The following is a 26,585-nucleotide window of genomic DNA, read 5'->3' on the forward strand; positions in this document are numbered from 1 at the left end:
GCTGCAAGCACGACCGGACGATGGCGAATGCCGCTATTGGCCGCGTTGCTGCTGGCGCTGCTCGCCGCACTTGTGATCAGCGGGCAGTGGCCGGAGTTGCGTAGCAAGGTCGCGTTCGCGCCAAAGGGCCTGGTGGCGATTGCGCCGGCCGACGTGCGTCGCGTCGCGATCCGCTCTGGGGGCAACAGTATCGTGCTCGTCCACGGGGCGAGCGGTTGGAGTATCGAAGCTGTCGATGGCGCCGTGCCGCCTGAACTCGGCAAGCATCTTGATACGGCGCTGCGGCTGATCAATGTCAGTGATGTCGTGCGCGAGATTCCCGCGAGCGAGCTCACCGTCGCAAGCTTCGCCGAGTTTGGGCTCGATCCACCAGTCATCGTCGCTGCAATCGAAGCCAACGGCACTGCTGCGACCATCAATTTCGGCGTGCTCAATCCGGCGAGCACCTCGCACTATGTCCGGCTCGCCGGCCGGCCCGCGGTCGCTTTGATGCCGCGTCATGTCGCCGAGGAGTGGCGTGTGGCCTTCGACATCGCACGCCGGTTCCGGGATCAGGCCGGTGCGAGCGCGTCTAGACGCGGCAAGGACCTGCTGCTGCCCGTGTCGATGGCGCAGGTCTGGGCGATCGAGATCGTCTTTGCGGGCAAGCTCACCCGGTTCGAGCGCGACATGGACGGCAAGTGGTTCCGCCATAAGGGCCAGCATAGCCACGCTGGCGGCGATATCACCCACGTCGCCGATCCCGAGCAGGCGGGCATCATTGATACGGCGCTGCGCGCATTCGATGCGAGTGCCGTCGAGACGCGCATCGGTCCGGCCGATCCGTCGCAGCTCGCGCGCTACGGCCTCAACCTGCCGCACCTGATTCTGCTGGCGTTCGCGCGCGACTCGTCTGCGCCGCTGGCGCGGCTCGAATTCGGCGCGCCAGCCGATCCCCTCGACCGCTACGCCCGGCTCGCGCCCGACGGTGCCGTGGTCACTGTCGCCGAGTTCGAGATGCGTCGGCTCACCGAGCTGTTGCGTGCGATCGGAGCGGGCTCGTGAGATATCCGCTACTCTGCGCGATCCTGCTTGCCGCCTTCTCGCAGAGTTTGGCGCTGCCGGCAGCGGCGCACCAGATCAACCTCTTGACGACGCGCCTTGCTCTCTCCCACGATCGTACGGTCACCGTCGAGATGGGGCTCAAGGGCAGCGACGTCGACCGTCTGATCGGCACCAGGCTCTATGATGCAAAGGAGGACGCGGTCGATCCCGCCGCCGTCGCCGCTGCCACACCGGCAATCCTCACCTATCTGAATGCGAATCTCGGCATATCAAACAATAGCGGTGTTGCGTGCGCCGCAAGCCAGGGGAGGATCTTCGCCGACGGTGACGGTGTCATCTTCCGCAATACGTATTCCTGCGCAACTGTTCCCGGCGACATCCTCTATCGCTCCATGGTTCTGACCGAGAACGACCCGACCGCGCGGCAGGTCGTCCTCATCGTCCAAGGCGGGCAGGAGGCGCAGGCGCTGCTCGATGCCGACAAAACGACCGTGACGCTGTCGGCGCCGCCACCCTCGCTCGCCTCGACGATGCACAGCTATCTGATCGCCGGCATCGAGCACATTTTTCTCGGCTATGACCATATCGCCTTTCTAGTCGCCGTCGTGCTGTGGGCTACACGGATCATGCCGGTCATCAAGATCGTGACGGCGTTCACGATTGCGCATTCGATTACGCTCTCGCTGGCCGCGCTCGGCATCGTCGTCATCCCAAGCCGGATCGTCGAGCCGGCGATTGCGGCGTCGATCGTATTCGTTGCGATCGAGAATTTCTTCTCGCGTGACCTCGACCGGCGCTGGCGAGTGACCTTCATGTTTGGGCTGATTCACGGTTTCGGTTTTGCCAGCGTTCTGAAGGAGATCGGTGTCCCGCCACACGCGATCGTGCCGGCACTTGCGGCGTTCAACATCGGCGTCGAGATCGGCCAGGTCGCGATCGTTGCAATCGTAATTCCGGCGCTGATCGCCCTTGAGCAACTCGCGGCGATTGGCAGAGCCAAGCCGGCAAGGCGCGCAGCTTTGGTTTATGCGCTGTCGGCTGTGATTACAGTGCTCGGCAGCTATTGGTTCTTCACGCGCGTGCTCGATGCATAACAACCGAACCGATCGGATCGGCTGATAAAAGCATCTCTGCGATCCATTCGATACTACCCGAGCCCGCGCCGGTCGGGGAGTAGCAAGGGGCATCGTCCCGCGCATTGCGCCGGCTTTCATGGCGAGGGACTTTGGAGGGAGCAGAACGGGAGCATCGAATGATAGGCGAGTGCTACTCGTCCAGTCGATAACTAATAGGCGATACTCTCCCCGTCGGTTCCCCCCGATAGCTGGCAAGCGCAATAACTTTCTATGAGAGCACGCTAAATGATCGAGTGCGTCTATCCTTAAGAGGAGTAGGGTCCTTTGGAAGTCCGCTTTGATATGCAGAGCGGAAGAGCCTGAGCCGGCTGACCGATTCTGCGTTTGACCGTAGCCGACCATGCCCAAGCCTCACCGCCTGGCCATGTACGCGCCGGCATATCCGCCCACGGCGCCTTCCCCATGCTGTGACCGTGCTCCCCGTCGGCCTTACGACGAAGGTACTGTACTTGCCGAGCTCACTGCAAAGCTGACGCACGCGCGAGATGCCATCCAGATCTGCGTGTACTGGCCTGCCTGGGGGAGCCATGCTGCAGAGCGACCCGGTGCGCCGTTTCTCGACGCTGCTCGGGAGGGGCCGTTCGTGTGGGTCAGGCGCTAGTTTATAAGCTGGAAGAGATCCTGGATTTGCCGGCCGAGACCATCGCACGCGCTAGGAAGGCGACGAAGCGTCGCTGCGCGCCTGCGATCAGCAGCGCTTTTGTGATGCCAAATACACCTCGTCCGAGCAGCGCCCGTCGATGGCCCATGACATGCAGAGGGTCCGAGAATTTGGTTCCCGCCCGCCGTCCATAAGAGGAGTTGCAGCAGCATTGTTCACATCTGGCCGGCTCGGTCTTTGAAGGAGTGCATTCGAGAGTTTGGAGGGTGACGCCAGGCAGTGAGCTGCATTGAGCAGAGAGGCGACCTTGAGCGCACGTACCGGGACGGTTATGTTAATCGAAATCACCATGGCGCAGCGCACCATCGCCTTACGGCGCTGCCGGAATACCTAGCCTATATTTGGCGGCGTAGTGAGCGAGTGCAGCAATGTCGAATAAACCAATTGAGCTGGACGCGCTGGTTGTTGGCGCGGGTTTTTCTGGTCTTTACCAGCTGCTTCGGCTTCGGGATAACCATGGCTTGAAAGTCAAAGCTGTAGAAGCGGCTCATGGTGTTGGGGGCACGTGGTTCTGGAATCGCTACCCTGGAGCTCGGTGCGACTCTGAAAGCCATGTTTATTGGTACACGTTTTCCCTTGACTTGATGCAACAATGGGAGTGGTCCGAGCGCTATCCTGGCCAAGCAGAAATTCTGCGCTATCTGAATTTCGTTGCCGACAAGCTTGACCTGAAACGCGACATTCAATTCGGTACTCGGGTCGCGGCGGCGCATTATCAGCAAGCCACCAATCGCTGGCACATCCGTGCAGAAACGGGCGAGACCTTTATCGCGAAGTTTCTCATTACTGCAGTCGGCTGCCTGTCCAGTGCCAACGTGCCCGACATACCCGGGCTGAAGACGTTCAAGGGTGAGTGGTACCACACGGGGCAGTGGCCGCACGAAGGCGTCGAGTTTGCGGGTAAGCGGGTGGGAATAATCGGCACCGGATCGACCGCCATCCAGGCGATCCCGGTGATTGCTGATCAAGCGAAGCATTTGACTGTGTTTCAGCGTACCGCGAACTATTCAGTCCCAGCACGCAATGCGCCGCTGACGGCGGATTTCAAGCAGTACGTTAAACGTAATGCTCGCGAAATACGCGCGACCACACATCAAACTTACAATGGCATGGGGTTCAAGGTCGCGGAACGCAAAGCGGTCGACACGCCGCCAGAGGAGCGCGAGAGGATCTATGAGGAGGCCTGGGAGCGCGGGGGGCTGCAGTTCCGCGCATCCTTTGAGGACATGCTCATTTCTAAGGAAGCAAACGACACGGCCGCCGAGTTCATAAAGAGGAAAATCCGCTCGATTGTGAAGGATCCCAGCACCGCAGCGGTCCTCGCTGACATTGATCATCCGTATGCGGCCAAGCGACCGCCGATCGATACCGACTATTTTGAGACTTACAATCGGCCGAATGTCACGCTCGTGGACGTCAAAGCTGCGCCAATCCGGCAGATCTCTGAGACTGGAATTCGCACGGACGAGGCCGAGTACCCCCTGGATATCATAGTTTTCGCGACAGGGTTCGATGCGATGACGGGACCGCTACTCAAGATGGATATCCGCGGTCGCGACGGGATCGCACTGAAGGATGTGTGGGCGGCCGGACCACGCAACTACCTGGGTTTGCAGGTCGCTGGTTTTCCAAACATGTTCACGATCACGGGGCCGGGCAGTCCATCAGTTTTGTGCAATATGCCCGTCGCCATCGAGCAACATGTCGACTGGATCACCGATTGCATCGCTCACATGCGGACTAACGGACTGGAGCGCATCGAGGCACGGGCCGACGCCGTCGATACATGGGTAAGCGAAGTCAACGAGGCTGCTGCCCGAACACTGCTGCCGCAGGCAAAGCATTCCTGGTATCTCGGGGCCAATATTCCGGGCAAGCCGCAGGTGTTCATGCCGTATGCGGGCGGATTGGTCCGTTATCGCCAGATCTGCCAGAACGTCGTTACTCGCGGCTATGAAGGTTTCGCTCTATCCTAAGCATTTGCTACCGAATTCCGGGCCGCCACCTCTCACCGGCCCAAGCGTCGCCGGAAAGTTGCCGCCGCAGGTGCAAATCCTGGTTGACGCCTAGGCCGCTGTGCTCCTGGCGCGGGATACGCGGGGCGCTTGAACAACAAAGGCGACATTCGAGGCCGGGAATATGATTCCCGATTGCTACCTAACACTTTAGCCCTGATTGGGAGGCAGCGGCATCAACCAGGCCGTGTACCCATAAACCCAGCGGCGTGATGCAACGAAGGCAATGTCGGCTTCGCGCCAACAGCGGCTGAGTTCGTGCGGCGGCGCAATATGTCGCGATAGGCCACTTTCGGACCTCCGGGCGATTCGGCGCTTGCAGGCAGGTAAATATGGCGCTGAGCAGTCGAACTGCTAAGCTGCGTGAACCCAGTGTGGAGCACATCATGACAGCGCTGAGTTTTGCGCGCGCGGCATTCCTCGCGTCAGTGTTTATTACATTTCTGGTCGAGAACGGACACGCAGCCGAGCTGCGCGTTCTGGCGGGCGGCGCGATGACTGCGGTGTGGGCTGAGGTGAAACCGAAGTTCGAGCAAGTCACCGGACACCAGCTCGACATCTTCTTCGGCACTACGCCAAATTTGATCAAGGAGGCGACGTCGGGAAAGTCGTTTGACGTCGGCGTCGTGCCGGTCGAGGTGATGCAGGACGCAGCAGCACGTGCAAAGTTCACCGCCGGCACGACATCCGATGTGGCGCGCGTTGGCCTAGGTGTTGCGGTGCGAGCTGGCGCTCCAAAGCCCGACATCGGCACACCTGACGCATTTAAGGCTGCGCTGCTCAAAGCACAGTCGATTGCGACACTGCCGGCAAGCGCTGCAGGTGCGCAAGTGATGAAAGCATTCGAGCGACTTGGTGTCGCCGACGCAATCAAGGGCAAGCTTCAGGCAAAAGCGGCACCAGCGGAGATCGTTGCGGCAGTTGCAAAGGGCGAAGCGGAGCTAGGCGTGTTCTTGCTGAATGTGCTCACCGCTCCTGGCCTAGACGTCGTCGGCCCATTCCCTGCGGACCTGCAGCAAGAAGTCGTCTTTACGGGCGCGGTTGCCGCGGACACAAAGCAAGGAGATGCCGCAAAAGCGCTGCTCGGGTACCTCAAGTCGCCGGAAGCAAGAGCCATCATCAAGGCGAAGGGAATGGCGCCGGGCTGAGGCAACCGGGGGTCATTTTCGACGGTTTCAACAGGATTGTCGGCGGGCTGCCCGTAAGCGTCCAACCGCCGCCTGCCTCGAAGCGTTGCGGCGGACCAGGTCGCTGTGATTCAAGCTTCCAAACTGGGGGTTCGAATCATGCGCTACGAACTCGCCGATCATGAATGGATTGCCATCCAACCCATGCTGCCGAACAAGCCGCGTGGCGTTCCTCGGGTGAACGACCGTGGTGTCCTCCATGGCATCTTCTGGGTCCTGCGATCCGGGGCACCTTGGCGCGATTTGCCTGATCATTTTGGCCCTTACACGACCTGCTGTAACCGTTTCGTCCGCTGGCAGCGGGCTGGCGTCTGGGGCCGCATCATCGACGCGCTTGCCGCTGCCCATGACGCCGCTGTTCAGATGATAGACACCTCCATTGCCCGCGTGCATCAGCATGGAGCCTGCATCACGCGAAACCAGCGCCAGTCGATTGGAAGGTCACGCGGTGGCCTAACGAGCAAAATTCATGCGGTTGTCGATAGCAATGGTCTGCCCGTACGGCTGGCGCTGAGCTCCGGTGAGGCCCACGACGTCCGGCTTGCCGGAAAACTGCTGTCTCGTCTGAAATCCGGGTCAATGCTGCTTGCCGACCGTGGCTATGATGCCGACTGGATCAGAGAGCTTGCTATGAAGAAGGGCGCGTGGGCCAACATCCCGCCGAAAAGCATCGCAGCGATCCGATCTGTTTCAGTCCCTATGTCTACCGCGCTCGCAACCATGTCGAGCGGTTCTTCAACAGGATCAAACAATGCCGTCGGGTGGCGACGCGCTACGACAGGCTCGAGGCCAACTATCTTGCCTTCGTTCAACTCGCGTCGATCAGGCTATGGCGGCGCCTCAATGAGTCCACGTCCTAGCACTACTTTGGCAGATTGTCGATTTTGCCGTGCTTTATAGGATTCTAGTTTTTCAATGATTCATGGGTGGTCGGCTCTTGGAGGGCTGATCATGGCGGGATGGGAAGACGAACTTGAACGCTGGCTGATGCCGTTTTTGGATCGGCTGGGTCACAAGACCCGGCAGCGGATGTGTCCTCTGTATGTTGCAGGACTGATCGGTCCTGGCGATCGCAAGAGCGTTCAGCTGATGGCGGAGCGCCTTGCCACGGGCAACTACGACCAGCTGCACCATTTCATTGCGGACGGTGTCTGGGACGCGACGCCGCTGGAGAGGGAACTGCTCAACCAGGCGGACCGACTTGTCGGCGGCAAGGATGCGGTGCTGGTTATTGATGACACTTCACTGCCGAAGAAGGGCGAACGCTCGGTTGGTGTTGCGGCTCAATATGCGTCGGCTCTCGGCAAAACGGCAAATTGCCAAACGCTGGTATCTTTGACGCTTGCGCGCGGCGAAGTGCCAGTGATGGTCGCGTTACGTCTCTTTCTGCCTGATAGTTGGACAAGCGACGTGGCTCGTTTGAAGCGCGCTCGCGTGCCAGTCGAACACCGAACGCCACGGTCCAAGCCGGAAATTGCTTTAGCCGAGATCGACCGCGCGATGGCAGCCAACGTGCATTTTGGATGTGTGCTGGCGGATGCAGGATACGGACTTAGCGCACCGTTTCGACAAGGGCTAACAGATCGCGGGCTGACATGGGCTGTCGGGATCCCTCGGCACCAGAAAGTGTATCCGGTCGATGTGAAGCTCATTTGGCCGATCACCAAAGTCCGTGGCAAACCACGAAAGCACCACGTGCCCGATATCTTATCGATTGCGGCAGAACAAATGCTGGCCAGCGCCAAATGGAAAACCGTGAGTTGGCGTAGCGGAACGAAAGGTCGGCTTAAAGCTCGTTTTGCTGCTCTCCGTGTCCGCACCGCTGACGGCCCTGCGCAGCGAATATGGGATAAAGGTCAGCAGCATCTCCCAGGCGACGCAAACGAGCCAGACTGCTTCCGGATCGATCCAATCCACTTGACCTCGGGACTGAACACCTAGGGCGAGGACAGGCCAAGAACGGCAATTTCACATCGCGCGCTAGTTGCACCTGCGGGAAGTCGCTTTCCACTTGCGGTGGACCTGCTCCACGGCATTATCGAGCACTCGCAGCCGGCTTGCGACGAGATTCTCCGGATTGGCACGGTGTGCCGGATTAACGCTTTGTTAGTGCTCCTCGTGCGGATGATCGGAAGGGAATACCAGGGGAGGTTGCTCCCATGCTGAAGGACGGCACCTACACGGCGTGGTACAAGACCCCCCTCGACCAGGGCACCGGGATCGTCCATGTCGCGGACGGCCAGATCTGGGGCCGCGACAGCCTGATGACGTATCACGGCTCCTGCAAGATCGATGGCGATCGGTTCACGGCAACCGTGTCGACGAAGCGTCATACGGAGGGACGCGACACGGTCTTCGGTACCTATGATGATCTCACGCTGGACATCGAGGGGACCTGTCCCGACAAGATCGCAACCTACACGGCGACAGCAGGGCAGGCACGGGGAGTGGTCCTTCAGGGAACGCTGATTCTGACGGAACCTTCGGCGGCTCGGCCTGAACGAACCGGGCCGATCCCGGCCTTTAGTCCCGGCAAGCTGCCAAAGCTGCCGAAACGGTCGCGCTGAGCGCAGGCGCCGTCGCGGCTTGCTGCATCGCCTGCTGCGACATGTCGCCCGGAAGCAGCGCGATTCTGTATCCTCAAATTTTGGTGTCGGCGCTTCTCAAATCGCCTGCGTCCCGTCATTGTGCCGCCGCGTCACTCATCTCGGGGCAGCATCAATGTCGGACCAGGTCTCGCGTCGCCAGTTCGCGAAAATCGCGGGAGTATCGGCAGCTGCAATGACGGGCCCGCTTGAGGCCGCCGACGCCAGGCCACCGACCGAGTCGCGCAACGCGCAGACCTTCCCGGCGGGCTTCGTCTGGGGTACGGCGACCTCGTCCTATCAGGTTGAGGGCGCGGTCAACGAAGACGGGAGAGGGGCTTCGATCTGGGACAAGTTCGTCCGTATCCCCGGCAAGATCGAGGACGACACGACCGGGGATCGCGCCGCTGAGCATTATCACCGCTACAAAGCCGACATCGCGCTCATCAAGGAACTCGGCTGCAAGGCCTATCGCTTCTCGGTGGCGTGGCCGCGGGTGTTCCCGGACGGTGACGGCAAGCCCAATCCGAGAGGGCTTGATTTCTACAATCGCGTGGTCGACGAACTCCTGAAGAACGGGATTGAGCCGTGGCTGACGCTCTATCATTGGGACATGCCGCAATCGCTGCAGGACCGTTTCGGCGGCTGGCGCTCGACCGAGACCTGCAAGATCTTCGGCGATTACGCGGCCTATATCGCCGAGCACCTGACCGATCGCGTCAAGAACGTGTTCACGCTGAATGAGAGCGGTCGCTTCGTCTATTTCGGCTATGGCATCGGCATCGATGCGCCGGGCCTCACCTTGCCGCAGGCCGACGTGAACCAGATCCGGCACAACACCGCGCTCGCGCATGGGCTCGCGGTGCAGGCGGTGCGCGCCCATGGCCGCTCCGGCACGCGTGTCGGCCCGGCCGAGAACGTTGATGCCTGCATTCCCGCGATCGATACGCCGGAGAACGTGCGTGCCACCGAGATCGCGCTGCGCGAGCTGAATGCCGGTTATCTCAACGTCATCATGACCGGCCGCTACACCGAGGCGTTCCTCAAATATGCCGGCGCGGCCGCGCCGAGATATACCGACGCGGAATTGAAGATCATCTCCTCGCCGGTCGACTTCCTCGGCCTCAACATCTACGCGCCGCAGCATTACATCGTCGCGGCCGACCAGGGCGCGGGCTTCATGCCTCTGCCGATCCCGAAATCGTTCCCGCACATGAATTCGGACTGGCTGCGCGTCGGCCCCGAAACGATCTACTGGGTGCCGAAGCTGGCCGCCAATATCTGGAAGACGAACGCGATCTATATCAGCGAGAACGGTACCTCCGGCGAGGACCAGGTGACGCAAGACGGCAAGATCTACGACACCGATCGCATTATGTACCTGCGCAATTATCTCGCCCAGCTCCAGCGCGCCACCGCCGAGGGCGTACCGGTACGGGGCTATTTCCTATGGAGTCTGATCGACAATTTTGAATGGGTGTTCGGGCTCAGCAAGCGCTTTGGGCTCTATCACGTCAATTTCGACACCCAGGTGCGGACGCCAAAGCTGAGCGCGAGCTTCTATCGCAACGTGATTGCAAAGAACGCGGCGGGAGCGTGATGGTGGATTTTACGCGCAGCGGAAAATCCCGGCGAGAGGCCGTAGACGCCGCGCATTGACTCCGCTGTGCCCCTGATTCAAAACCACCCCCAACACTGATAACAAGAGGACACGCCCATGAGCGACGCGCTGATCATCGATGCCTGCCGCACCCCGCGCGGCATCGGCAAGGCGGGCAAGGGAGCCCTCTCCGGCATTCATCCGCAGCAATTAGGTGCCACCGTGCTGCGCGCGCTCGCCGATCGGACGGGCATCGACACGGCAGATGTCGATGACATCGTCTGGGGCTGCAGCGCGCAGGTTGCGACGCAAAGTGGGGATCTCGGCCGCATGTCGGCGCTCGATGCCGGCTATGACGTACGCGCCAGCGCCGTGACGCTGGATCGCTTCTGCGGTTCTGGCATCACCAGCGTCAACATGGCCGCAAGCTCGATCATGGCAGGGGCGGAAGACCTCGTTATCGCCGGCGGCTGCGAGATGATGTCGATGGAAGGGCGCCGCGGCGGCGGTCCGATGATGATGGACGCCGGCAATTTGCGGCTTCGCGCCCGGCACCCGCAGTCGCATCAGGGTGTCTGCGCCGATGCCATCGCGACGCTCGAAGGCATCACGCGGCAGGACGTCGACGCCCTCGGGCTGGAGAGCCAGAGGCGCGCCGCGCAGGCGATTGCCGGCAGTCACTTCAAGAAGAGCCTCGTGCCGGTTCATCGCGAGGACGGCAGTCTCGCACTAGACCATGAGGAATATCCGCGGCCGCAGACCACGATGGAGGGGCTCGCCGCGCTGAAGCCGGCGTTTCCCGCGATCGCCGACTATGCGCTGGACGACAAGGGAACGACCTATCGCGGCCTGATCCTGCAGAAATATCCCGATCTCGACATCGACTTCGTGCACCATGCCGGGAATTCGTCCGGCGTTGTCGACGGAGCCGCTGCGATCCTGCTGGCGTCACCGTCTTACGCGAGCGCGCATGGCCTTAAAGCCCGCGCCCGCGTGGTTGCGATGGCGAATATGGGGGACTCGCCGACCCTGATGCTGAACGCGCCCGTCCCGGCCACGCGCAAGGTGCTGGCGAAGGCGGGGCTCTCCATCGACGACATCGACCTGTTCGAGATCAACGAAGCCTTCGCGGTCGTTGCGGAAAAATACATCCGCGATCTCAAGCTCGACCGCGCCAAGGTCAACGTTAATGGCGGTTCAATCGCGCTCGGCCATCCCATCGGCGCGACCGGCTCGATCCTGATCGGCACCGTGCTCGATGAGCTCGAAAGGCGCGACCTCAAGCGCGGTCTCGTCACCATGTGCGCCGCCGGCGGCATGGCGCCGGCCATCATCATCGAACGCGTCTAGCCGATCGCCCGTCGGTTTCTCCCTGTTTTTACGGGGAGGAAGACCGCCGACATGCGGTCCGACCCTTATTTTTCAGGGTGAAACATGCGCCTCCTTTCACAAAGAGGCCGGTCTTCGCTTGTCGAAAGCGGCGAATCAGTTCTAGCAAGATGTCGTGCGGGCCTTTGAAACAAGGCAAAATCCGCTGCTCAAGGCTCCTTCCACCCTGGAAGTGGCTAAAATGCAGGGTTTTTTGCTACAGCGGGGCAAAAAGCCCGTAAAATCGCGACAAAACTGTGCAGAAGGCTATAGGCCTTCGCCGGTTGGTCTAATATGCAGCCGTCACGAATCAGAGGAGACACGATGGCAACCCAAATGTCCAAATCGCAGTTGATCGAAAAGATTGCGACCGCCACAGAGCTTTCCAAGCGCGACGTCAAGAGCGTCATGGAGACGCTGACCGACGTCGGCCACAAGGAGCTCAAGAAGAACGGCCTGTTCCTGGTGCCGGGCTTCGCCAAGTTCGTGGTCATCAAGAAGCCCGCGACCAAGGCGCGCAAGGGCACCAACCCGTTCACGGGTGAAGAGATGATGTTCAAGGCCAAGCCGGCCCGGAAGATCGTCCGCGCCCGCCCTGTCAAGGCCGCCAAGGACGCCGTGGCCTGATAACGCAAAGGCCCCCTCGTATGGGGGGCCTTTTGTTTGGGGCAGCCGCGAGGGCCTGAGACGGAGGGCTCAACCCTTGCGGCGCTTCACCCGGACCGGAATCGGTTGAAGCCGCGGCTCGGGTCCTGCGAGCGCATCGCGCACCCGGTCGATGGCACGATCGAGCAGCTGGCGCAGCCGCTGCGCCTTCCGCGATCTTCTCGCGTCTTCCAGCAGTTTCTTCATCGTGTTCACTCCGCCGCTTCGACCTTGGCTTCATCAGGCTCAAGCGCTGCGGCGATCGCCTCGTCGACGCGCTCCAGCCAGATGAATTCGAGATTGTCCCGCGCGCTTTTCGGGATGTCGTCGTAGTCCCGCTTGTTGCGCGCCGGCAGCATCACCCGCTTCAATCCGGCGGCGGCCGCAGCCACCACCTTTTCCTTGATGCCGCCGACCGGCAGCACCAGTCCGCGCAGCGAGATCTCGCCGGTCATCGCCGTGTCGCTGCGCACCGTGCGATTGGTGAGCAGCGACGTCAGCGCCGTAAACATCGCCACGCCCGCGCTCGGCCCGTCCTTCGGGGTTGCGCCCGCGGGGACGTGAACATGGATGTCGCTCTTCTCGAACGCTTGCGGATCGATGCCGAGCTGCGAGGCCCTGCTCTTGACCAGCGTCATTGCCGCCTGGACGCTCTCGCGCATGACGTCACCGAGCTGACCGGTCAGGATCATCCCGCCCTTGCCCGGCACCCGCGAGGCTTCGATGAACAGGATGTCGCCGCCGACCGGCGTCCAGGCAAGACCCGTGGCGACGCCCGGAATGCTGGTGCGCTGTGCGATCTCGCCTTCGAAGCGCGGCTGGCCCAGTACGGTGGCGATATCCTTCGTCGTCACCACGACCTTGGCAGCCGTGCCCTCGGCAACCTGCACCGCCGCATGGCGGAACAGCTTGCCAATCTCGCGCTCAAGGTTACGCACGCCGGCTTCGCGGGTATAACCCTTGACCACCAGCTTCAGCGCCTCGGGCTCGATCTCGGCCTGCTCGGCGGTGAGGCCGTTGGCCTCCAGCTGCCGCCGCACCAGGTAGCGCCGCGCGATCTCCAGCTTCTCGTCCTCGGTGTAGCCGGCGAGGCTGATCAGCTCCATGCGGTCCAGCAGCGGCCCCGGAATCTGGTCCAGCATGTTGGCGGTCGCGATGAAGACGACGCGCGACAGGTCGAACGGCACGCCCAGGTAATTGTCCCGGAACGTCCCGTTCTGCTCGGGGTCGAGCACCTCCAGCATGGCGGCGGAGGGATCGCCCTGCACGCCACGGCCCATCTTGTCGATCTCGTCCAGCATCATCACGCAGTTGCGGGCACCCGCCTTCTTGATGCCCTGGATGATGTTACCGGGCAGCGCGCCGATATAGGTGCGGCGGTGGCCGCGGATCTCGGCCTCGTCGTGCACGCCGCCCAGGCTGACGCGCACGAAGGGACGCCCCATCGCGCGTGCGATGGACTGGCCGAGCGAGGTCTTGCCGACCCCGGGCGGCCCGACAAAGCACAGGATCGGAGCCTTGCCCTGTGGCGCCAGCTTGCGCACGGCCAGATATTCGATGATCCGGCTCTTGATCTTCTCCAGGCCGAAATGGTCGGCGTCCAGAATGGCGCGCGCCTCCTTGATGTCGATCGGCTTCTCCTCGGGCAGCGCCCAAGGCAATTCGATCAGCCAGTCCAGATAGGTGCGGACCATGCCGGCTTCACCGGCGGCTTCCGGCATGCGCTCGTAGCGGCGCAGCTCCTTTTTGGCATGCGCGTCCGCTTCCGGCGGCATGTTGGCCTTGGCGATGGCAGCCGTCAGCTCGGCGACCTCGGCGGCCTTGCCGTCGCCTTCGCCCAGCTGACGCTGGATGGTCGCCATCTGCTCGCGCAAGATCGCCTCACGCTGCCGCTCGTCGAAGCTGGCGCGGGTCTTCTGGCCGATTTCGTTGCTGATGCGCAGCACCTCCAGCCGCTCGGCGAGGTGCTTCGACACCTTCTCGACGCGCAGGGCGAGGTCGATGGTCTCCAAGACCTCCTGCTTGTCCTGCGGCTTGATGTCCATGAACGAGGTCGCCAGGTCCGCCAGCGCGCCGGGCGCGGTCGTGCTCTGGAACATCGCGACAAGCTCGGGCGGCGCCTGCGGCAGCAGCTCGATCGCCTCGATCGCCTGCCGCTGCAGGTTCAGGGCGCGCGCCTCGATCTCGGGCGAATTCGTGGTCGGCTCGGGGATCTGCTGGATCCGCGCAGCCGGGAACGGCGTCCCCGGCAGGAAGTCGAGAATGCGCGCGCGCTGCACGCCCTGGCAGACGATGTGATGAGTGCCGTCGGGCGCGGTAATATAGCGCACGATGTTGGCGATGGTCGCGACCCGATACAGGTCGTCGGGGCCGGGCTCGTTGATCTCGGGGCTGCGTTGCAGGACGATGCCGATCGGCCGCTGCTCGCGCAGCGCCTGCTGCGCGGCGGCAACCGACTTCGGCCGCGCGATCGCGATCGGCGCGATGGCGCCGGGAAACAGCACCATCTCCCGCACGGGGATGATGATCAGTGCGTCTTCGGGAATCTTCACGTCGGAACCGTTCTCGGAATTGGTCTGTGCGGTATTCATCTGTTCGGTGGCCATGATCGACCTCAGGATTTGGCGAGGCGCAGTGCGACGCAGCCGTCCATCACGAAGCGGCTGATGGCGTAGCGACCAAGGGGCAATGCAATGCGGCGTTCAAAACGCCCCTGCGGCAGTTCGAGCCGGTGGATCCGGGCATTGCGAAGCTCCGGCGGCAATGTGCGCTGTCCGGAAATGACCAGCACGCCGTCATGGATGACAGTCTCGACATTGTCCGGATTGACGCCGGGAAGCGCGACCAGGATCAGGAGTTCGTGCTCGGTCTCGAGCACGTCGATCGGCGGCTCCCAGCAGGCTTCCTGCCGGCCGAACTGCTGGCGCATGCGTTCGCCGCGGGTCAGCTGGTCCAGGGCTTCGGACAGCATCCAGTCGAAGGGATTTTTGGGCATGGCTAAACTCGGGGAAGGCGCTGCGGTTGGAAAACGAGGATATGGGGATGGTTCCCGCAAATTCCAGCATCGCGCGTTTGCAGCATGCCTGGCCCCCGAAGGCGAGGAGCCACTTGCGCTCAGACGCACTGACGCCGCGGAGATGTTCCGCGGCGTCGGAGGTAACAATTGGACGAACCTGATGTCAGGCGGCGGCCCGGTAGTCTTCTTCCGCCTCGAGATTGATGACGGAGGTGGCGAGTTCGCTCAGCGTATGGTCGGTCGCCTCTTCCTCGTCCAGCGTCTCCTGGAGCAGCCTTGCAGCGTCCTGCATGCCGAGCTCCTCAGCCCAGGTACGCAGGGTGCCGTAACGGGAGATTTCGTAATGCTCGACCGCCTGCGCCGCGGCGAGCAGGCCGGCGTCGAGGGCAGGGGCGTTCTTGAAATCCTTCATGATCTCGGCGCCCTCGTCAGTAATGCCGTTGATCGCTTCGCAGGGCTTGCCGCGGGCCGGCTTGCCCAGCATCTTGAAGATCTGGTCGAGACGTTTGACCTGGCCTTGCGTCTCGCGCAGATGCTTGTTGAAGGCGGCCGCGAGGTCCTTCGAGTTGGCCGCCTTGGCCATCTTGGGCAGGGTCTTGATGATCTTGTTCTCGGCGAAATAGATGTCCTTCAGCGTTTCCAGAAACAGGTCGCTCAGTGTTTTCTGGGGCTGGCGCGACCGCGTGCTTCGCGTCGATGATTTCTTGCTTGTGCGTTTCTTTGCTCTTTTGGCCATAAATCCTCCTGTCGAGGTGAACGGGAAGGCACCCCCTTCCTCTATCCTCGCGCGATCAAGACGCGGCGAGGTCAAAGGTTCCCATTCGGGCGCATAAGCCCGCTAGCCGGTTCGCTTGTAGGGGTCTTCCTGACGCTGTCGCTCCTCGGTCGCGCGATCGAGGCGCGCGCGCTCGCTGCGGCGCAGATGGCCGGCCTTCATCACCCCGTAGACGAGCACGCCGCCGAGCACGAACGCGCCGATAAACATCAGCCAAACCATCTGGACCGAGGCGTGCCCCAGCAGCATGCCAACTCCGCTGTCGCTCATGGATGATCTCCACCTTATTTCATTTCTTGCGGTTCAATTGAGCTAAAGCGGCGCCCCGAAGGTCGTTCCTAGTTGCGAACGCGACGCGTCAGACCAGATCGGCCAAAGGCTGCCGGGCCGGAGGGCCCTTCGGTTCGCCGCCCCGGGCGGTGAAGTCGCCGGCCTCGGTGGACGTCCGCAGCCATTTCGTGACGTCGCCGATTGCTTCCCGCGGCGAGCGGCCGAACTTCCGCAGGCCGCGGAAATATTCGAGCTGAAGATGCGCCGACGTGCCGCGCTTGGGGATCGACCTGAGATGCTGGATGTCGTCCTCGATGCCGAGATGCGCGATATCGCCCGCGAGCTTGGCGATCACGGCCTCGAGCCAGCTTCGAAACGAGATCGGCTCGAAGGAGGCCAGATCAATATAGGTGCCGTCGGTTCCGTAGCGCTGGGCCCGCCATCGATTTTCCTCGATTAGCGCGCGGTGCACGGCCGAATGGGTCGCGTTGAGATCGGGATGATGGACGGCGTGCCTGACCAGGGCGCGAAACAAGGCCGCGATCGCCACCGAGTCCACGATCGCCGTGCAGCAGTCGGTGATGCGAAGCTCCAGGGTGGGGTGCTGCAGAGAGGGCCGCAGCGCCCACCAGACATAGGTCGCGTTGGGGACGATGCCGGCGTCGACCAATGTCTTCACATAAGTCTCGTATTCGGCGAGGTTGCGGAACATCTCGGGAAAGCCCGTCCGGGGCAGGGCGTCATTGGCGGCATTGCGGTAGCCCAGCAATCCTGTGGGGGTAGCCGCACCAGAACGGTGAGGACGTCGACAGCGCCAGCAGCAGCGGCAGGAACGGCACCAGTCGGTGCATGATCTCGACACGCAAGTCCGGATCGGGCACCTCGACATGGACGTGCAGCCCGCTGATGGGGTTGCCGAGGCCGACCATTCCGAGATCGTTGATGACCTTGCTGTAGCGGCGCTTGCGCGTCATGCGCTGCTGTTGCGGCTGCGCCAGCGGATGCGTTCCGGCCGCCAGGATGCCGACGCCGTGGTTCTTGCCGACTTCGGCAAGGGCCGCGCGATAGCGCGTAAGCTCGGCTATCGCATCGGCTGAATTCGCCAGCGGGGGCGTCGCGACCTCGATCTGCGATTGCAGGATCTCGGTGGTCAGACGTTCACCGAGGCGTTTCTGCGCCGCCGCCATGTAGGGCTTGGGCAACTCGGAGCGCGGCGCGGCCGATTGGCGGTTGACTAGAAAATATTCTTCCTCGATCCCGAAGCGGTAGCGGTGCATGGCCTATGCGGTCTCCCGCGCTGTCGCATGCTGGTGAACCGCGTCTCCAAATGCCGAGATGATGCGCGCCGAGGTGTGGTCGGTGCTCGCCCAATAGTCGGGATGAAAGAGCGTGCCGAGCGCAAAGGTGCTGGCACCCTCCACGCTGACGGCTTCGATGGAGCCGTCCTCGGCCACTGCTTCCGCGACGAGGCCCGGCGCCAGGTCGGCGATCAGGAAGCTGTGCAGCGAATTCACCGTGATGGTATCCGCGCCGCAGATCTCCTGCAGCAGACCGTCCCTGCGCAGCGTCAGCTTTTGCCGCAGCCGGTAGCGCGCATCCTCATTGTCCGCCCCGGGGGTGCCATGGCGTTTGTCCTCGGGCAGATCGTCCGGCTCCTTCGCCAGCGTGCCGCCGAAGGCGACGTTCAGCTCCTGGATGCCGCGGCACACGAACAGCGCGGGGAGGCCGCGAGCCAGTGCGCGCGGGATCAGGTGCAGCGCGACCTCGTCGCGGAATTCGTCGAAAGGGCCGTCGCGGGCCTCGTCCGCCATCTGGCCATAGCGGGAGGGATGGACGTTGGTCTGCCCGCCGCCGACGAACAGGCCGTCGAGGCCATCGAGATAGGCGTCGATATCCGCCGCGGGTGCCGCCGGCAGGATCCGCGGCACGGCACCGGCCACGAGGCCGATTGCATTCACGCAAATCAGTGCGACCGAGGCGAGCTGTTCGCCGCGCGCAATCATGGTGTCGGAGAGAATGCCGACCTGCGGCGCACCGCCGCGGCCCTGCCACTGCCCGCGCGAGGCGCTGCGCTGCCACTGCTGGAGGCCGTCGGCCACTGCATCCGCCGCGCTCCCGAATTGATGGATCGCGGCCTTGAGTTCTCTGACATTTGCCCCTAATCGAAGCGCCCAGCGGCTGCAGGCAATGGGATCGTGCGGATCAATTCTGGAAAGGGGCTCGTGCAATTGTCTCGACTGCTCTTGCTCGGATGTTGATGCCTTTTGAAACGGCAGTCGGCGCGATTGGTTGCTGGGGCATCGAGCGGCTCGATTTTTTTTCCGAGCTCGAGGGTTAACTTTTGTTATGGCGCATCGCGCCGGGAGGCGCGTGCATGATCGACTTCGCCCTGTCCGCTTTCGTCACGCTGCTGCTCGTGGTCGATCCCGTCGGCCTCGTGCCGGCCTTCCTGGCCGCGACCGCCGGCATGCCTGGCAAGGTCAAACGGACGATCGCGCTGCGGGCGCCGCTGATCGCGGCCTCGATCCTGGTCGTGATCGCGCTGGTCGGAAACTGGCTGCTGCGCCAGCTCGGGATCGGCATTCCCGCCTTCCAGATCGCCGGCGGGCTCTTGCTGTTCGGCGTCTCCTATCAGATGATCTTCGGCGACCGGCCGCATCGCGAGGCGCGAGAGGCCGACAAGGCGACCGCGGAGCACGCCTCCGATGTGGCGGTGTTTCCGCTCGCCATTCCCATGATGTCCGGCCCCGGCGCGATCGCGACGACGCTGCTGCTGGCCGGTGATGCCGGCTATGGGGCCAAGCTCGCCATCATCATGGCCGTCGTCGTGTCCGTCTGCCTGCTCTGCATGTTCTGCTTCGTTTCAGCGCACCTGATCGCACGGACGCTCGGGCGCACCGGCAATGCCGTGCTCTCGCGCGTGCTCGGCATGCTGCTCGCCGCCTATTCGGTGCAGTTCGTGATCAACGGCATTGCGGCCGTACGGGCCAGCCTCGCGTAGGATTGTGACGAACTTTTAATCCATTGATTTTACGATCGATTTCTTGGCGCAATGAGGGCGCAGGCAAGGCCGCGCCCGAACGGGTCCGCTTTCGCTTGCGCTGCCACATTGCTTTGACGTACTTCCGGTCTAACAAGCGCCCATCGCCAAGAAGGTGGAGATGAGATCGAGATGTCGATGACAGTGGACGAGCTCGGCAAGAGACAGGCCATCATCGACGCCTGCCGGCGCATGAACGCGCTTGGCATTAACCAGGGGACATCAGGCAACATCAGCGTGCGGCATGGCGATGGGCTGCTGATCACGCCCACCAGCGTGCCCTATGACGCCATGACGCCGGACCAGATCGTCTTCATGGCAATGGACGGCTCGCACGCGCCCAACCAGAAGCCGTCGAGCGAGTGGCGCTTCCATCTGGACATCCTCAAAGCACGCGACGACGTCAGCGCCGTGGTGCACGCTCATCCGACCTATTGCACCATCCTGGCGATCATGGGCATGGAGATTCCGCCGGTGCATTACATGATCGCTGCCGCCGGCGGCGACAGCATCCGCTGCGCGCCCTATGCGACCTTCGGGACGGCGGAATTGTCCGAGCATGCGGTGCGCGCGCTGGAGGACCGGCTCGCCTGCCTGCTCGACCATCACGGCATGATTGCGATCGGCAAGACGCTCGGCAAGGCGATGTGGCTCGCCGTCGAGGTCGAGACCTTGGCGCGGCAGTATCACGGCTGCCTCCAAATCGGTAAACCGCCGCTGCTCTCCAGCGCTGAGATTGAGCGGGTCCGCCAGCGCATGGCCGGCTACGGCCTATCGGAGGGTTAGGCGGGCAGTGTTCGCGCGGATCAGATATTTCGTTGACGGCAAGGGGACCAACCGCACCATGGTGCGGCTGCGCGCGCTGTTGCGCAGCAATGAGTTCTACCTCATCCCGCTCGCGCTGGTGATCGGTACGCTGGCCGGCGCGATCGTGACGTTGATGGCCGAGATCGCGCAGATCGCCCACGTCATCATCTACGGCATTCCCATCGACGTGCGTCTATCGGCCAACACCTATATCAGTCCCTGGGCGGCGATGCTCGCGCCGGCGCTGGGCGGCCTCTCGCTTGGTGTGATGGAATGGTGGCGGCGGCGGTTGAAGATCTCCAGCGCGGTCGACCCCATCGAGGCCAACGCGCTGCGTGGCGGCAATCTGTCGATGCGCGACAGCGTGGTGGTGTCGAGCCAGACGTTGATCTCGAACGGCTGCGGCGCCTCGGTCGGTCTCGAGGCCGGCTATACGCAGATCGGCTCGGGCATTGCCTCGCTGTTCGGAAAGTTCTTCAATCTTCGCCGCAACGACCTCCGCCTGGTGGTCGGTTGCGGCGCTGCGGCGGCGATCGCGGCGGCGTTCGGCGCGCCGATCACCGGCGCATTCTATGCCTGCGAGCTGATCGTCGGCGTCTATGCCGTCGGCAGCGCCGCACCGATCCTGGCGGCTTCGCTGGCGGGCGCGCTCACGGCGCAATGGCTCGGCGGCGCGCCTTACTCGCTCGAAATCCCCAAGGTCAGCGCCGTCGGCGTCGAGCAATATCTGGCCCTGATTGGGCTGGCTCTCGTCACCAGCGGCGTCGGCATCGCCGTGATGCGGTCCTCGCCGGCGTTCGAGCGACTGTTCAAATGGCTGCCGGTCTGGCTTCGTCCGGTGCTCGGCGGCCTCATCGTCGGGAGCTTTGCCCTCGTCACGCCGCAGGTGCTCGCGGCCGGCCACGGCGCCATGGTGCTCGACCTCTTTCACGAGATGACGATCGGCCTGATCGCGATTGTCATCGCGCTCAAGGTGACAGCCTGCCTGATCTCGCTCGCCTCCGGCTTCCGCGGCGGCCTGTTCTTCGCCTCGCTGTTCGTCGGCAGCCTGATCGGAAAGTTCTTCGCCGCGGTGCTGCTGCTGATCAGCCCGAGTTTCGCGATCGACCCGCTGGTGGCGATGCTAACCGGCATGGCGACGCTGGGCGTTGCCATCGTCGGCGGGCCCCTGACGATGTCGTTCCTTGTGCTCGAGATGACGCGCAATGTCGACGTCACCGCCGTGGTGCTTGCGGGCTGCATTGTCACCTCGATCTGCGTCCGCTTCATGTTCGGCCATTCCTTCTCGACCTGGCGCCTGCATCTGCGCGGCGAGACGATTCGCAGCGCCAACGACGTCGGCTGGCTGCGCAACCTGACCGTCGAGCGGCTGATGCGCTCCGACGTCGGCAAGGTGCCCTCGACCACCACCATCGCCGCGACGCGCCGGGAATTCGTGCTGGGATCGCGCCCCGGCATCGTGATCGTCAACAATGCTGACGAATATGTCGGCCTCGTCCTGCTGCCCGACCTGTTCTCCAGCGACCTCGACACCATCGCCGACGACATCCAGGTCATCGAGCTTGCACGCCTGACCGACATCGTGCTGATCCCGGAAATGAACGTGAAGAGCGCGATGGCCGTGTTCGACGAGGCCGAGGCCGAGATGCTGGCGGTGGTCGATTCCACCGATAGCCGCAAAGTGGTCGGCTTCCTAACCGAGACCTTCGCCCGCCGCCGCTATGTCGAGGAAATCGACAAGGCCACGCGGGGCGTGCTGGGCGCGTTGTCGTAGGCCGAACCCGCCCCGCGGCAGGCTGCCCCTGGCACGCTGAGCGGACTTGCCAGATCGTTCACAACCTCTAGGCTGGAGAGGGACGGTCAGGCAACGGCCTTGGCCGCATTCAGCGACGAGGGACGTGCGATGTCGGACACGCTTCGCCTGTTGCTTGCCTTGCTCGAACTCGGGCCGCGGCTGAAGGATCTGCTGGGGGACAAATGGCCCCCTTACGCCGAGGAATTGCAGGAGCTCGCCAGGCGCGCCGGCGAGGGAGAAGATCCGGGCAAGCTTCGCCAGTCGCTCGACCTCTTGCTCGTGCGCCTGCTCGCGGAACCGCCCGCGGTGGAATTGATCGAGCGATTGATGGAGGACATGGCAGCGCCCGTCGCCATCAAGGAGACCGTGACCCGTCGCGGTGGGGTGTCGTCCGTCGTTCCGGATATTGTCCAGCCGCACACCGATCAAGCGACCGGCGTCGTCACCATCCCCGTCTTCTACGGCACCGATCGCGCGCGCGGCGACGATGCGCCGGCGACCTATTTTGGCGGTGCGCGCGGGACGTTGTCCTTCGGTGTCGCGGAGGTCAGCGTGCCCACCCGCGGACGCGACCTCGGAGAGCTCACCGGTCCCAGCTGGTGGCGCCTCGAATTCTCGCCCAATCCGGCCAAGCACGTGATCGTCAAAAGCGTCGGTCCGCTCAGCCGGGACGCCTTCGTTGTGAGCCTGAAGGATTCGCTTGCGGCGGCAGACCTGCACGACGTCCTGATCTTCGTGCACGGCTACAACGTGACGTTCGAGGACGCAGCACGGCGGGCCGGCCAGCTTGCAGTGGATCTGAAGTTTGCCGGCCGGACGCTGCTCTATAGCTGGGCGTCGGCGGCGGACACCAAGAAGTACACCGTGGATGAAAGCACGATCGATTGGTCGCGCGATCATTTCGAGGCGTTTCTCCAACTTGCGCTCTGCGAAGTCGGCACCGGCAAGGTCCACGTCATCGCTCATAGTATGGGCAACCGCGCGGTGATCAACACGCTCGAACGGGTCAAGTCCTGGCAACTGCCGGCAGGCGCCGCCAAGCTCGGCCAGATCATCTTTGCCGCACCCGACATCGATCGCGACCGCTTCGTTCAGCTCGCGGCAAAATTCAAAGGCTGCGCCGCGCGGCTCACGCTCTACGCTTCCTCTCGCGACGTCGCACTGCTGGCCTCGAAATTCGTCCACGGCTATCCGCGCGCAGGCGAGGCCGGCGAGGCGCTGACGGTCGTCGACGGCGTCGACACCATCGATGCGTCGCTAGTCGACACCAGCTTGGTCGGCCTGCGTCATTCCTATTTCGGCGAGAAGCGATCGATCCTGAACGACATGTTCAACCTGATCGCGCAGCAACTCGCACCCGACCAGCGCTTCGACCTCCAGGTCGCAGGTGACGCGGTCCGGAAATACTGGAGCTACCGGCCCTGAACGCAAGCACCAAGCGTGCGGAGCGCGTCATCACCGCCGTCCGCGTTTTCCGTCGCCCGGGCCGAAGGGCGCGGTTGTTCATGAACCGCTCATGTTGAATGGATCAAGTTCGATCTGGTGTCCGATGTACGATCGTTCAAAGCGCGGCGGATTGCCGCGATCGAGCAACCGTTTCAATGGTTTGCGCATTGTGTGTTGTTTGCCTATCTCTTCTCTGGCGAGAGCAGAGGATGTCAAGATGATTAACAGGACCATGAATTCGAGCGCTGGCCGGGCTGCGCTGGCCGCGTTCACCAGTTTCGCCCTTGTCGTGGCGTCCCTGTCGCCGTCCGCCGCCGCGTCTCCTACGCCGGCCAAGGCAGCGCCCGCCGTGGCGGGGCAAGGCTCATCCAACGCAACCGATTTCAGCGCTGCCCGGCGTCACTATCGGCATTATCGGCGCGGACCGAACGCTGCGGGGCTCGCCTTTATGGGTCTCGCGGCCGGCCTGATCGGCGGCGCGATCGCCGAGAGCCGGCGGCAGGAATATTACGACAACTATTATTATGGCGGCCCGCGCTATTATGGCCCCGGCTACGGCTACTATGGCGGCCCGCGCTATTACTATGATCCCTACTGACGGGCAAAACCCCTGCAGCAGGGTGTTAAGCTCCGATTACAGAAATTCGGAATAACTTATGTATCGCTCACGCCGGCCTGATCTTGAGGGCGATCGTAGGTCGTCACGTCTGCGAGTCGGGATGCGGTGGACGCGGCAGCGTCGGCACGATGGGTAGCGGGCAGCCCGAAACCGCGGGCGGACGAACGGCGCTGTCAAATTCGTCGCGCCCACATTCTTTCGGCGCGTGTGCACATTGCTGAAAGTCCCTGTGGCATCAGCGGCGCGCGTACGACATAACCGTGTGGTCCTGGCCCCAGCCATTTTCGACTTCGATGTTCGGCGCGTCTTGTTCAGCCCAAGAATTCGATAACCCGCAATCCGACAACTGACGGCTTTTCGCAATCGCCGCCCACGCCATTCGAGGCTCAGCTGGTCTGGGACCGTGCCAGAGGCAGAGTTCCGATCCAGCCGGTGCGCAGTCCACTATTCTGTCTAACGAGCCGTCCCTCAACGCCCTTTTGTCCTGCATCCAGCCGCCAGTTCATGCCTTGCGTTTGCTAGACAGCTTTCGGTGTCTTCTGCAGGGCTGGAGTATGGGTGCCGCTCAGGAGCTTCTGAAAATGAGCAATGTTCTGCTGGCAAGTGAACCTTTTCAAGCAGATCGGTTGGCCGTGTGGTTGCTAGGCTAGTGGCGATGCTTCTCGTTCCGAATAAGGGCGCAACACTGCCAGGGAACCATCACCACGCAAACTCTCGCTTGCGGCTGGGTGCCACACCTGAATTCCACCTGGGGCTTGCCGAGCGCTAGATCAGAGCGTCGATCGTTCGTTGCAGCCGAGATATGTTCTTCGCTTCCGTCTCGATTTGACGGTTCGTTTCAGAGTCCAAGGATCGCGCATCCGGGGGCGTGTCGGCCTCTAATCGCTCGATGCGCTTTCGAGATAGTTCAAGGATCTCTTGAAGCTGCTCTTTCCAGAGAGCGGTCATGGCTGCAATGCCTACGCAAGACTAGTCGGCTTAACGTTGTCTCTAATGGTTCATAAATTACATCTCTTTTTGCTTTGTGCCACCCGCAAGAATACCGGATTCGGCGCCCCGAGGCATCGAACCGAAAGGGGCCGCCTCGCAGCGACCCCTTGCCGGTTGAAATGCTTGTTCGGGATAGGAAATCCAGCCCCGGCGGGGGCCAGCTTAGAGCTTTCGGAAGCGCCGATAATCCGGACGAATACCGAAAGCGATGCTGTCCTATTCCTGGACCGGCGAAGGGTCTCACGCCACCAGCCGCAACTTGCTAACCGCCGCCGTCCCGATGATCCGCCGCAACTCGGCCGCGATACCGTCCAGCACCGCACGTTTTTCGTTCAGTAGTTGTAGACTTTACCAGTGACCGTCGGCACGATTACCTCGGCCGCCTTGACCGCCGCGTGGTCGAGACATTTCGCGATCCAGGCATCATCAAAGCCCAGATCACCGGCCAAGGTCGCTGCTGTTCGGCGCTAGTCATGTAGGGTGACAAGCACTGGCAAGCCACTCGCAAGGCTTCGTCTTCGAAAGTCCGGTCTATCCGGGGCAGCCGCTCTACCGTACCGCGATGAGTGCCGCACTGCGCGGCACCAAGCACGAGACCTGCAAGACCAAGACCAGGACTAAGACTAAAACTAAGACCAAGACTAAGACGCCCGGTGTGAGCGAATTGCTTGGCCTTAAGCGATTTGCCCCACGACCTTTGTAGGACCGCTGCCACACTTGCGGGCGAACTCGGTTACTAGCAGGCTGCGATTGCGAAGTGCTTGAGCAAGCCGTGATGGTGAGTTGGCCAATCCAAGGCTCCGTGATGACTCGACTCTCGATGCGATGGTGAAGCGCGGCAAAACCCATGAAGAGGATTTTGTCGATCATCTCGGTAGCAGGGGAGCTCCGTCGCCGTCATTGCCGGTGTTGGCGTCGGTGACGCCTGGGTTGCCCAAACGCCGGAGGCGATGGCGCATGACGATGCGGTGATCGCCCAGGCGGCCTTGCAGGATGGGAATTGAAGTGGTCGCGCCGCCGTGCTGCGGCGCGTTGAGACACCGAGCGGTTTGGGCGCGTCGTCATACGAGGTCATCCACCACAAAGTTCTCCCGTGAGACTAAGGGCAACATGGTCCTGCAGCTCAGCACCTACTCGGACCTACTGGCGACCGTGCACCAGAAGGTTCCGGAGACGGCGTATGTCGTGACACCCGGGACGGAGGACCTTCAACTTGTTGCACTAACCAAAGCGCGGCGCTGATGATGATCAGCACCGGCCAGGTGTCTACAGCGTGGCCGATTTTGCGTCGTTCTACTCACATCAAGCGAAACCTAGTGGCCTTTGCAGCAGTGCCCCGCACGATCGCCGACCCGGCCGACCATTGCGAGGTCTGCTGATGGCGCGGGCTGCGATGCCGGGCCGATCCGCGAGCTTGTGCGGCTATTAATGCTGGCGGGATTTGTGAATTGCTTCACATAACGATGCTGCGAATGCTGTCGGTGCGCAAACTAGATCGTTCTCGCTCCATGTTGCAGACGTGGTCGGCGGATTGGAGCCGAATCTTATGCTAGCATCAAGGCGCCTCCTTGACAGAGGTGGCGTGA

General features: G+C 62.5%; 22 protein-coding genes and 1 pseudogene. 15 read left to right on the plus strand and 8 right to left on the minus strand.

Features of this window, described 5'->3' with window-relative positions:
• Positions 1-27 precede the first annotated feature (27 nt).
• The 10 genes and pseudogenes from X265_RS11385 (at position 28) to X265_RS11430 (ending at position 12,223) form a co-directional block, all read left to right on the plus strand.
• Positions 28-1,044, plus strand: coding sequence for a hypothetical protein (locus X265_RS11385; protein ID WP_128964911.1), 1,017 nt, complete (start codon positions 28-30; stop codon positions 1,042-1,044).
• Complete coding sequence (locus X265_RS11390; protein ID WP_244659508.1) at positions 1,041-2,138, plus strand: HupE/UreJ family protein; 1,098 nt, start codon at positions 1,041-1,043, stop codon at positions 2,136-2,138. Before X265_RS11385 ends, X265_RS11390 begins: the two co-directional genes overlap by 4 nt.
• A 1,071-nt stretch (positions 2,139-3,209) precedes the next feature.
• Positions 3,210-4,817 carry a flavin-containing monooxygenase gene (locus X265_RS11395; protein WP_128964912.1) on the plus strand — a complete coding sequence of 536 codons (1,608 nt, stop codon included), beginning with the start codon at positions 3,210-3,212 and terminating at the stop codon, positions 4,815-4,817.
• A gap of 425 nt (positions 4,818-5,242) precedes the next feature.
• Positions 5,243-6,004, plus strand: coding sequence for a molybdate ABC transporter substrate-binding protein (locus X265_RS11400; RefSeq protein ID WP_128964913.1), 762 nt, complete (start codon positions 5,243-5,245; stop codon positions 6,002-6,004).
• A gap of 138 nt (positions 6,005-6,142) precedes the next feature.
• Positions 6,143-6,903, plus strand: a protein-coding gene (locus X265_RS11405) for an IS5 family transposase (RefSeq protein WP_373291760.1) whose coding sequence is annotated in 2 segments (ribosomal slippage) — positions 6,143-6,710 and positions 6,710-6,903 — 762 coding nt in all. Because the reading frame shifts where the segments join, the coding sequence is not laid out codon by codon here.
• Between the two features lie 55 nt (positions 6,904-6,958).
• Positions 6,959-7,921: pseudogene (locus tag X265_RS11410) on the plus strand (IS701 family transposase); the annotation flags it as partial.
• 281 nt (positions 7,922-8,202) lie between these two features.
• Positions 8,203-8,610, plus strand: a complete 408-nt coding sequence (locus X265_RS11415) for a hypothetical protein (protein WP_128964914.1) — start codon at positions 8,203-8,205, stop codon at positions 8,608-8,610.
• Positions 8,611-8,764: 154 nt separating this feature from the next.
• On the plus strand, positions 8,765-10,228 hold the full coding sequence (locus tag X265_RS11420; protein WP_128964915.1) for a GH1 family beta-glucosidase: 1,464 nt from the start codon (positions 8,765-8,767) through the stop codon (positions 10,226-10,228).
• A 117-nt stretch (positions 10,229-10,345) separates the two neighbouring features.
• Entirely contained in the window at positions 10,346-11,578 is a 1,233-nt protein-coding gene (locus X265_RS11425) for an acetyl-CoA C-acetyltransferase (protein WP_128964916.1), read from the plus strand.
• A 342-nt stretch (positions 11,579-11,920) separates the two neighbouring features.
• The gene (locus tag X265_RS11430; protein ID WP_128964917.1) at positions 11,921-12,223 is read left to right on the plus strand and encodes an HU family DNA-binding protein; all 303 of its coding nucleotides are present in this window, start codon (positions 11,921-11,923) and stop codon (positions 12,221-12,223) included.
• A gap of 69 nt (positions 12,224-12,292) precedes the next feature.
• Here the strand turns inward: X265_RS11430 and X265_RS40395 are convergent, their stop codons facing one another.
• The 8 genes from X265_RS40395 to X265_RS11465 all read right to left on the minus strand — a co-directional run bounded on the left by X265_RS40395 (position 12,293) and on the right by X265_RS11465 (position 18,401).
• Positions 12,293-12,448, minus strand: coding sequence for a hypothetical protein (locus X265_RS40395; RefSeq protein WP_164938521.1), 156 nt, complete (start codon positions 12,446-12,448; stop codon positions 12,293-12,295).
• 5 nt (positions 12,449-12,453) lie between these two features.
• Positions 12,454-14,847, minus strand: a complete 2,394-nt coding sequence (lon, locus tag X265_RS11435; protein ID WP_128964918.1) for an endopeptidase La — start codon at positions 14,845-14,847, stop codon at positions 12,454-12,456.
• An 8-nt stretch (positions 14,848-14,855) separates the two neighbouring features.
• On the minus strand, positions 14,856-15,236 hold the full coding sequence (locus X265_RS11440; protein ID WP_128964919.1) for an Hsp20/alpha crystallin family protein: 381 nt from the start codon (positions 15,234-15,236) through the stop codon (positions 14,856-14,858).
• A 184-nt stretch (positions 15,237-15,420) separates the two neighbouring features.
• Complete coding sequence (locus tag X265_RS11445; protein ID WP_128964920.1) at positions 15,421-15,993, minus strand: YciE/YciF ferroxidase family protein; 573 nt, start codon at positions 15,991-15,993, stop codon at positions 15,421-15,423.
• 102 nt (positions 15,994-16,095) lie between these two features.
• Entirely contained in the window at positions 16,096-16,302 is a 207-nt protein-coding gene (locus X265_RS11450) for a hypothetical protein (RefSeq protein ID WP_128964921.1), read from the minus strand.
• An 88-nt stretch (positions 16,303-16,390) separates the two neighbouring features.
• Entirely contained in the window at positions 16,391-17,071 is a 681-nt protein-coding gene (locus tag X265_RS11455) for a glutamate-cysteine ligase family protein (protein WP_164938522.1), read from the minus strand.
• Entirely contained in the window at positions 17,043-17,579 is a 537-nt protein-coding gene (locus tag X265_RS11460; protein ID WP_128964923.1) for a carboxylate-amine ligase, read from the minus strand. The genes X265_RS11455 and X265_RS11460 overlap by 29 nt, the downstream gene beginning before the upstream one ends.
• 3 nt (positions 17,580-17,582) lie before the next feature.
• Positions 17,583-18,401: a gamma-glutamyl-gamma-aminobutyrate hydrolase family protein gene (locus tag X265_RS11465; protein WP_128964924.1), complete on the minus strand. Its 819-nt coding sequence runs from the start codon at positions 18,399-18,401 to the stop codon at positions 17,583-17,585.
• 275 nt (positions 18,402-18,676) lie between these two features.
• Between X265_RS11465 and X265_RS11470 the strand changes: the two genes are divergently transcribed.
• The 5 genes from X265_RS11470 to X265_RS11490 all read left to right on the plus strand — a co-directional run bounded on the left by X265_RS11470 (position 18,677) and on the right by X265_RS11490 (position 23,988).
• On the plus strand, positions 18,677-19,303 hold the full coding sequence (locus X265_RS11470) for a MarC family protein (protein ID WP_128964925.1): 627 nt from the start codon (positions 18,677-18,679) through the stop codon (positions 19,301-19,303).
• A 171-nt stretch (positions 19,304-19,474) separates the two neighbouring features.
• Complete coding sequence (locus tag X265_RS11475) at positions 19,475-20,128, plus strand: L-fuculose-phosphate aldolase (protein WP_188637457.1); 654 nt, start codon at positions 19,475-19,477, stop codon at positions 20,126-20,128.
• A 7-nt stretch (positions 20,129-20,135) separates the two neighbouring features.
• Entirely contained in the window at positions 20,136-21,923 is a 1,788-nt protein-coding gene (locus tag X265_RS11480) for a chloride channel protein (RefSeq protein WP_128964926.1), read from the plus strand.
• A gap of 99 nt (positions 21,924-22,022) precedes the next feature.
• Positions 22,023-23,369, plus strand: a complete 1,347-nt coding sequence (locus tag X265_RS11485) for an alpha/beta hydrolase (RefSeq protein WP_128964927.1) — start codon at positions 22,023-22,025, stop codon at positions 23,367-23,369.
• Positions 23,370-23,607: 238 nt separating this feature from the next.
• Positions 23,608-23,988, plus strand: a complete 381-nt coding sequence (locus X265_RS11490) for a hypothetical protein (RefSeq protein ID WP_128964928.1) — start codon at positions 23,608-23,610, stop codon at positions 23,986-23,988.
• Positions 23,989-26,585: the final 2,597 nt, after the last annotated feature.

The sequence above is a fragment of the Bradyrhizobium guangdongense genome (genome assembly GCF_004114975.1).
Taxonomy (GTDB): domain Bacteria; phylum Pseudomonadota; class Alphaproteobacteria; order Rhizobiales; family Xanthobacteraceae; genus Bradyrhizobium; species Bradyrhizobium guangdongense.

Bases quoted from the DNA above. Each gene is read 5' to 3' on its own strand.
- X265_RS11425 (WP_128964916.1), top strand. From the start codon at position 10,346: ATGAGCGACGCGCTGATCATCGATGCCTGCCGCACCCCGCGCGGCATC.
- X265_RS40395 (WP_164938521.1), bottom strand. From the start codon at position 12,448: ATGAAGAAACTGCTGGAAGACGCGAGAAGATCGCGGAAGGCGCAGCGG.
- X265_RS11460 (WP_128964923.1), bottom strand. From the start codon at position 17,579: ATGCACCGCTACCGCTTCGGGATCGAGGAAGAATATTTTCTAGTCAAC.
- X265_RS11385 (WP_128964911.1), top strand. From the start codon at position 28: ATGCCGCTATTGGCCGCGTTGCTGCTGGCGCTGCTCGCCGCACTTGTG.
- X265_RS11470 (WP_128964925.1), top strand. From the start codon at position 18,677: ATGATCGACTTCGCCCTGTCCGCTTTCGTCACGCTGCTGCTCGTGGTC.
- X265_RS11475 (WP_188637457.1), top strand. From the start codon at position 19,475: ATGTCGATGACAGTGGACGAGCTCGGCAAGAGACAGGCCATCATCGAC.
- X265_RS11445 (WP_128964920.1), bottom strand. From the start codon at position 15,993: ATGGCCAAAAGAGCAAAGAAACGCACAAGCAAGAAATCATCGACGCGA.
- lon (WP_128964918.1), bottom strand. From the start codon at position 14,847: ATGGCCACCGAACAGATGAATACCGCACAGACCAATTCCGAGAACGGT.
- X265_RS11415 (WP_128964914.1), top strand. From the start codon at position 8,203: ATGCTGAAGGACGGCACCTACACGGCGTGGTACAAGACCCCCCTCGAC.
- X265_RS11430 (WP_128964917.1), top strand. From the start codon at position 11,921: ATGGCAACCCAAATGTCCAAATCGCAGTTGATCGAAAAGATTGCGACC.
- X265_RS11450 (WP_128964921.1), bottom strand. From the start codon at position 16,302: ATGAGCGACAGCGGAGTTGGCATGCTGCTGGGGCACGCCTCGGTCCAG.
- X265_RS11440 (WP_128964919.1), bottom strand. From the start codon at position 15,236: ATGCCCAAAAATCCCTTCGACTGGATGCTGTCCGAAGCCCTGGACCAG.
- X265_RS11420 (WP_128964915.1), top strand. From the start codon at position 8,765: ATGTCGGACCAGGTCTCGCGTCGCCAGTTCGCGAAAATCGCGGGAGTA.
- X265_RS11395 (WP_128964912.1), top strand. From the start codon at position 3,210: ATGTCGAATAAACCAATTGAGCTGGACGCGCTGGTTGTTGGCGCGGGT.
- X265_RS11490 (WP_128964928.1), top strand. From the start codon at position 23,608: ATGATTAACAGGACCATGAATTCGAGCGCTGGCCGGGCTGCGCTGGCC.
- X265_RS11400 (WP_128964913.1), top strand. From the start codon at position 5,243: ATGACAGCGCTGAGTTTTGCGCGCGCGGCATTCCTCGCGTCAGTGTTT.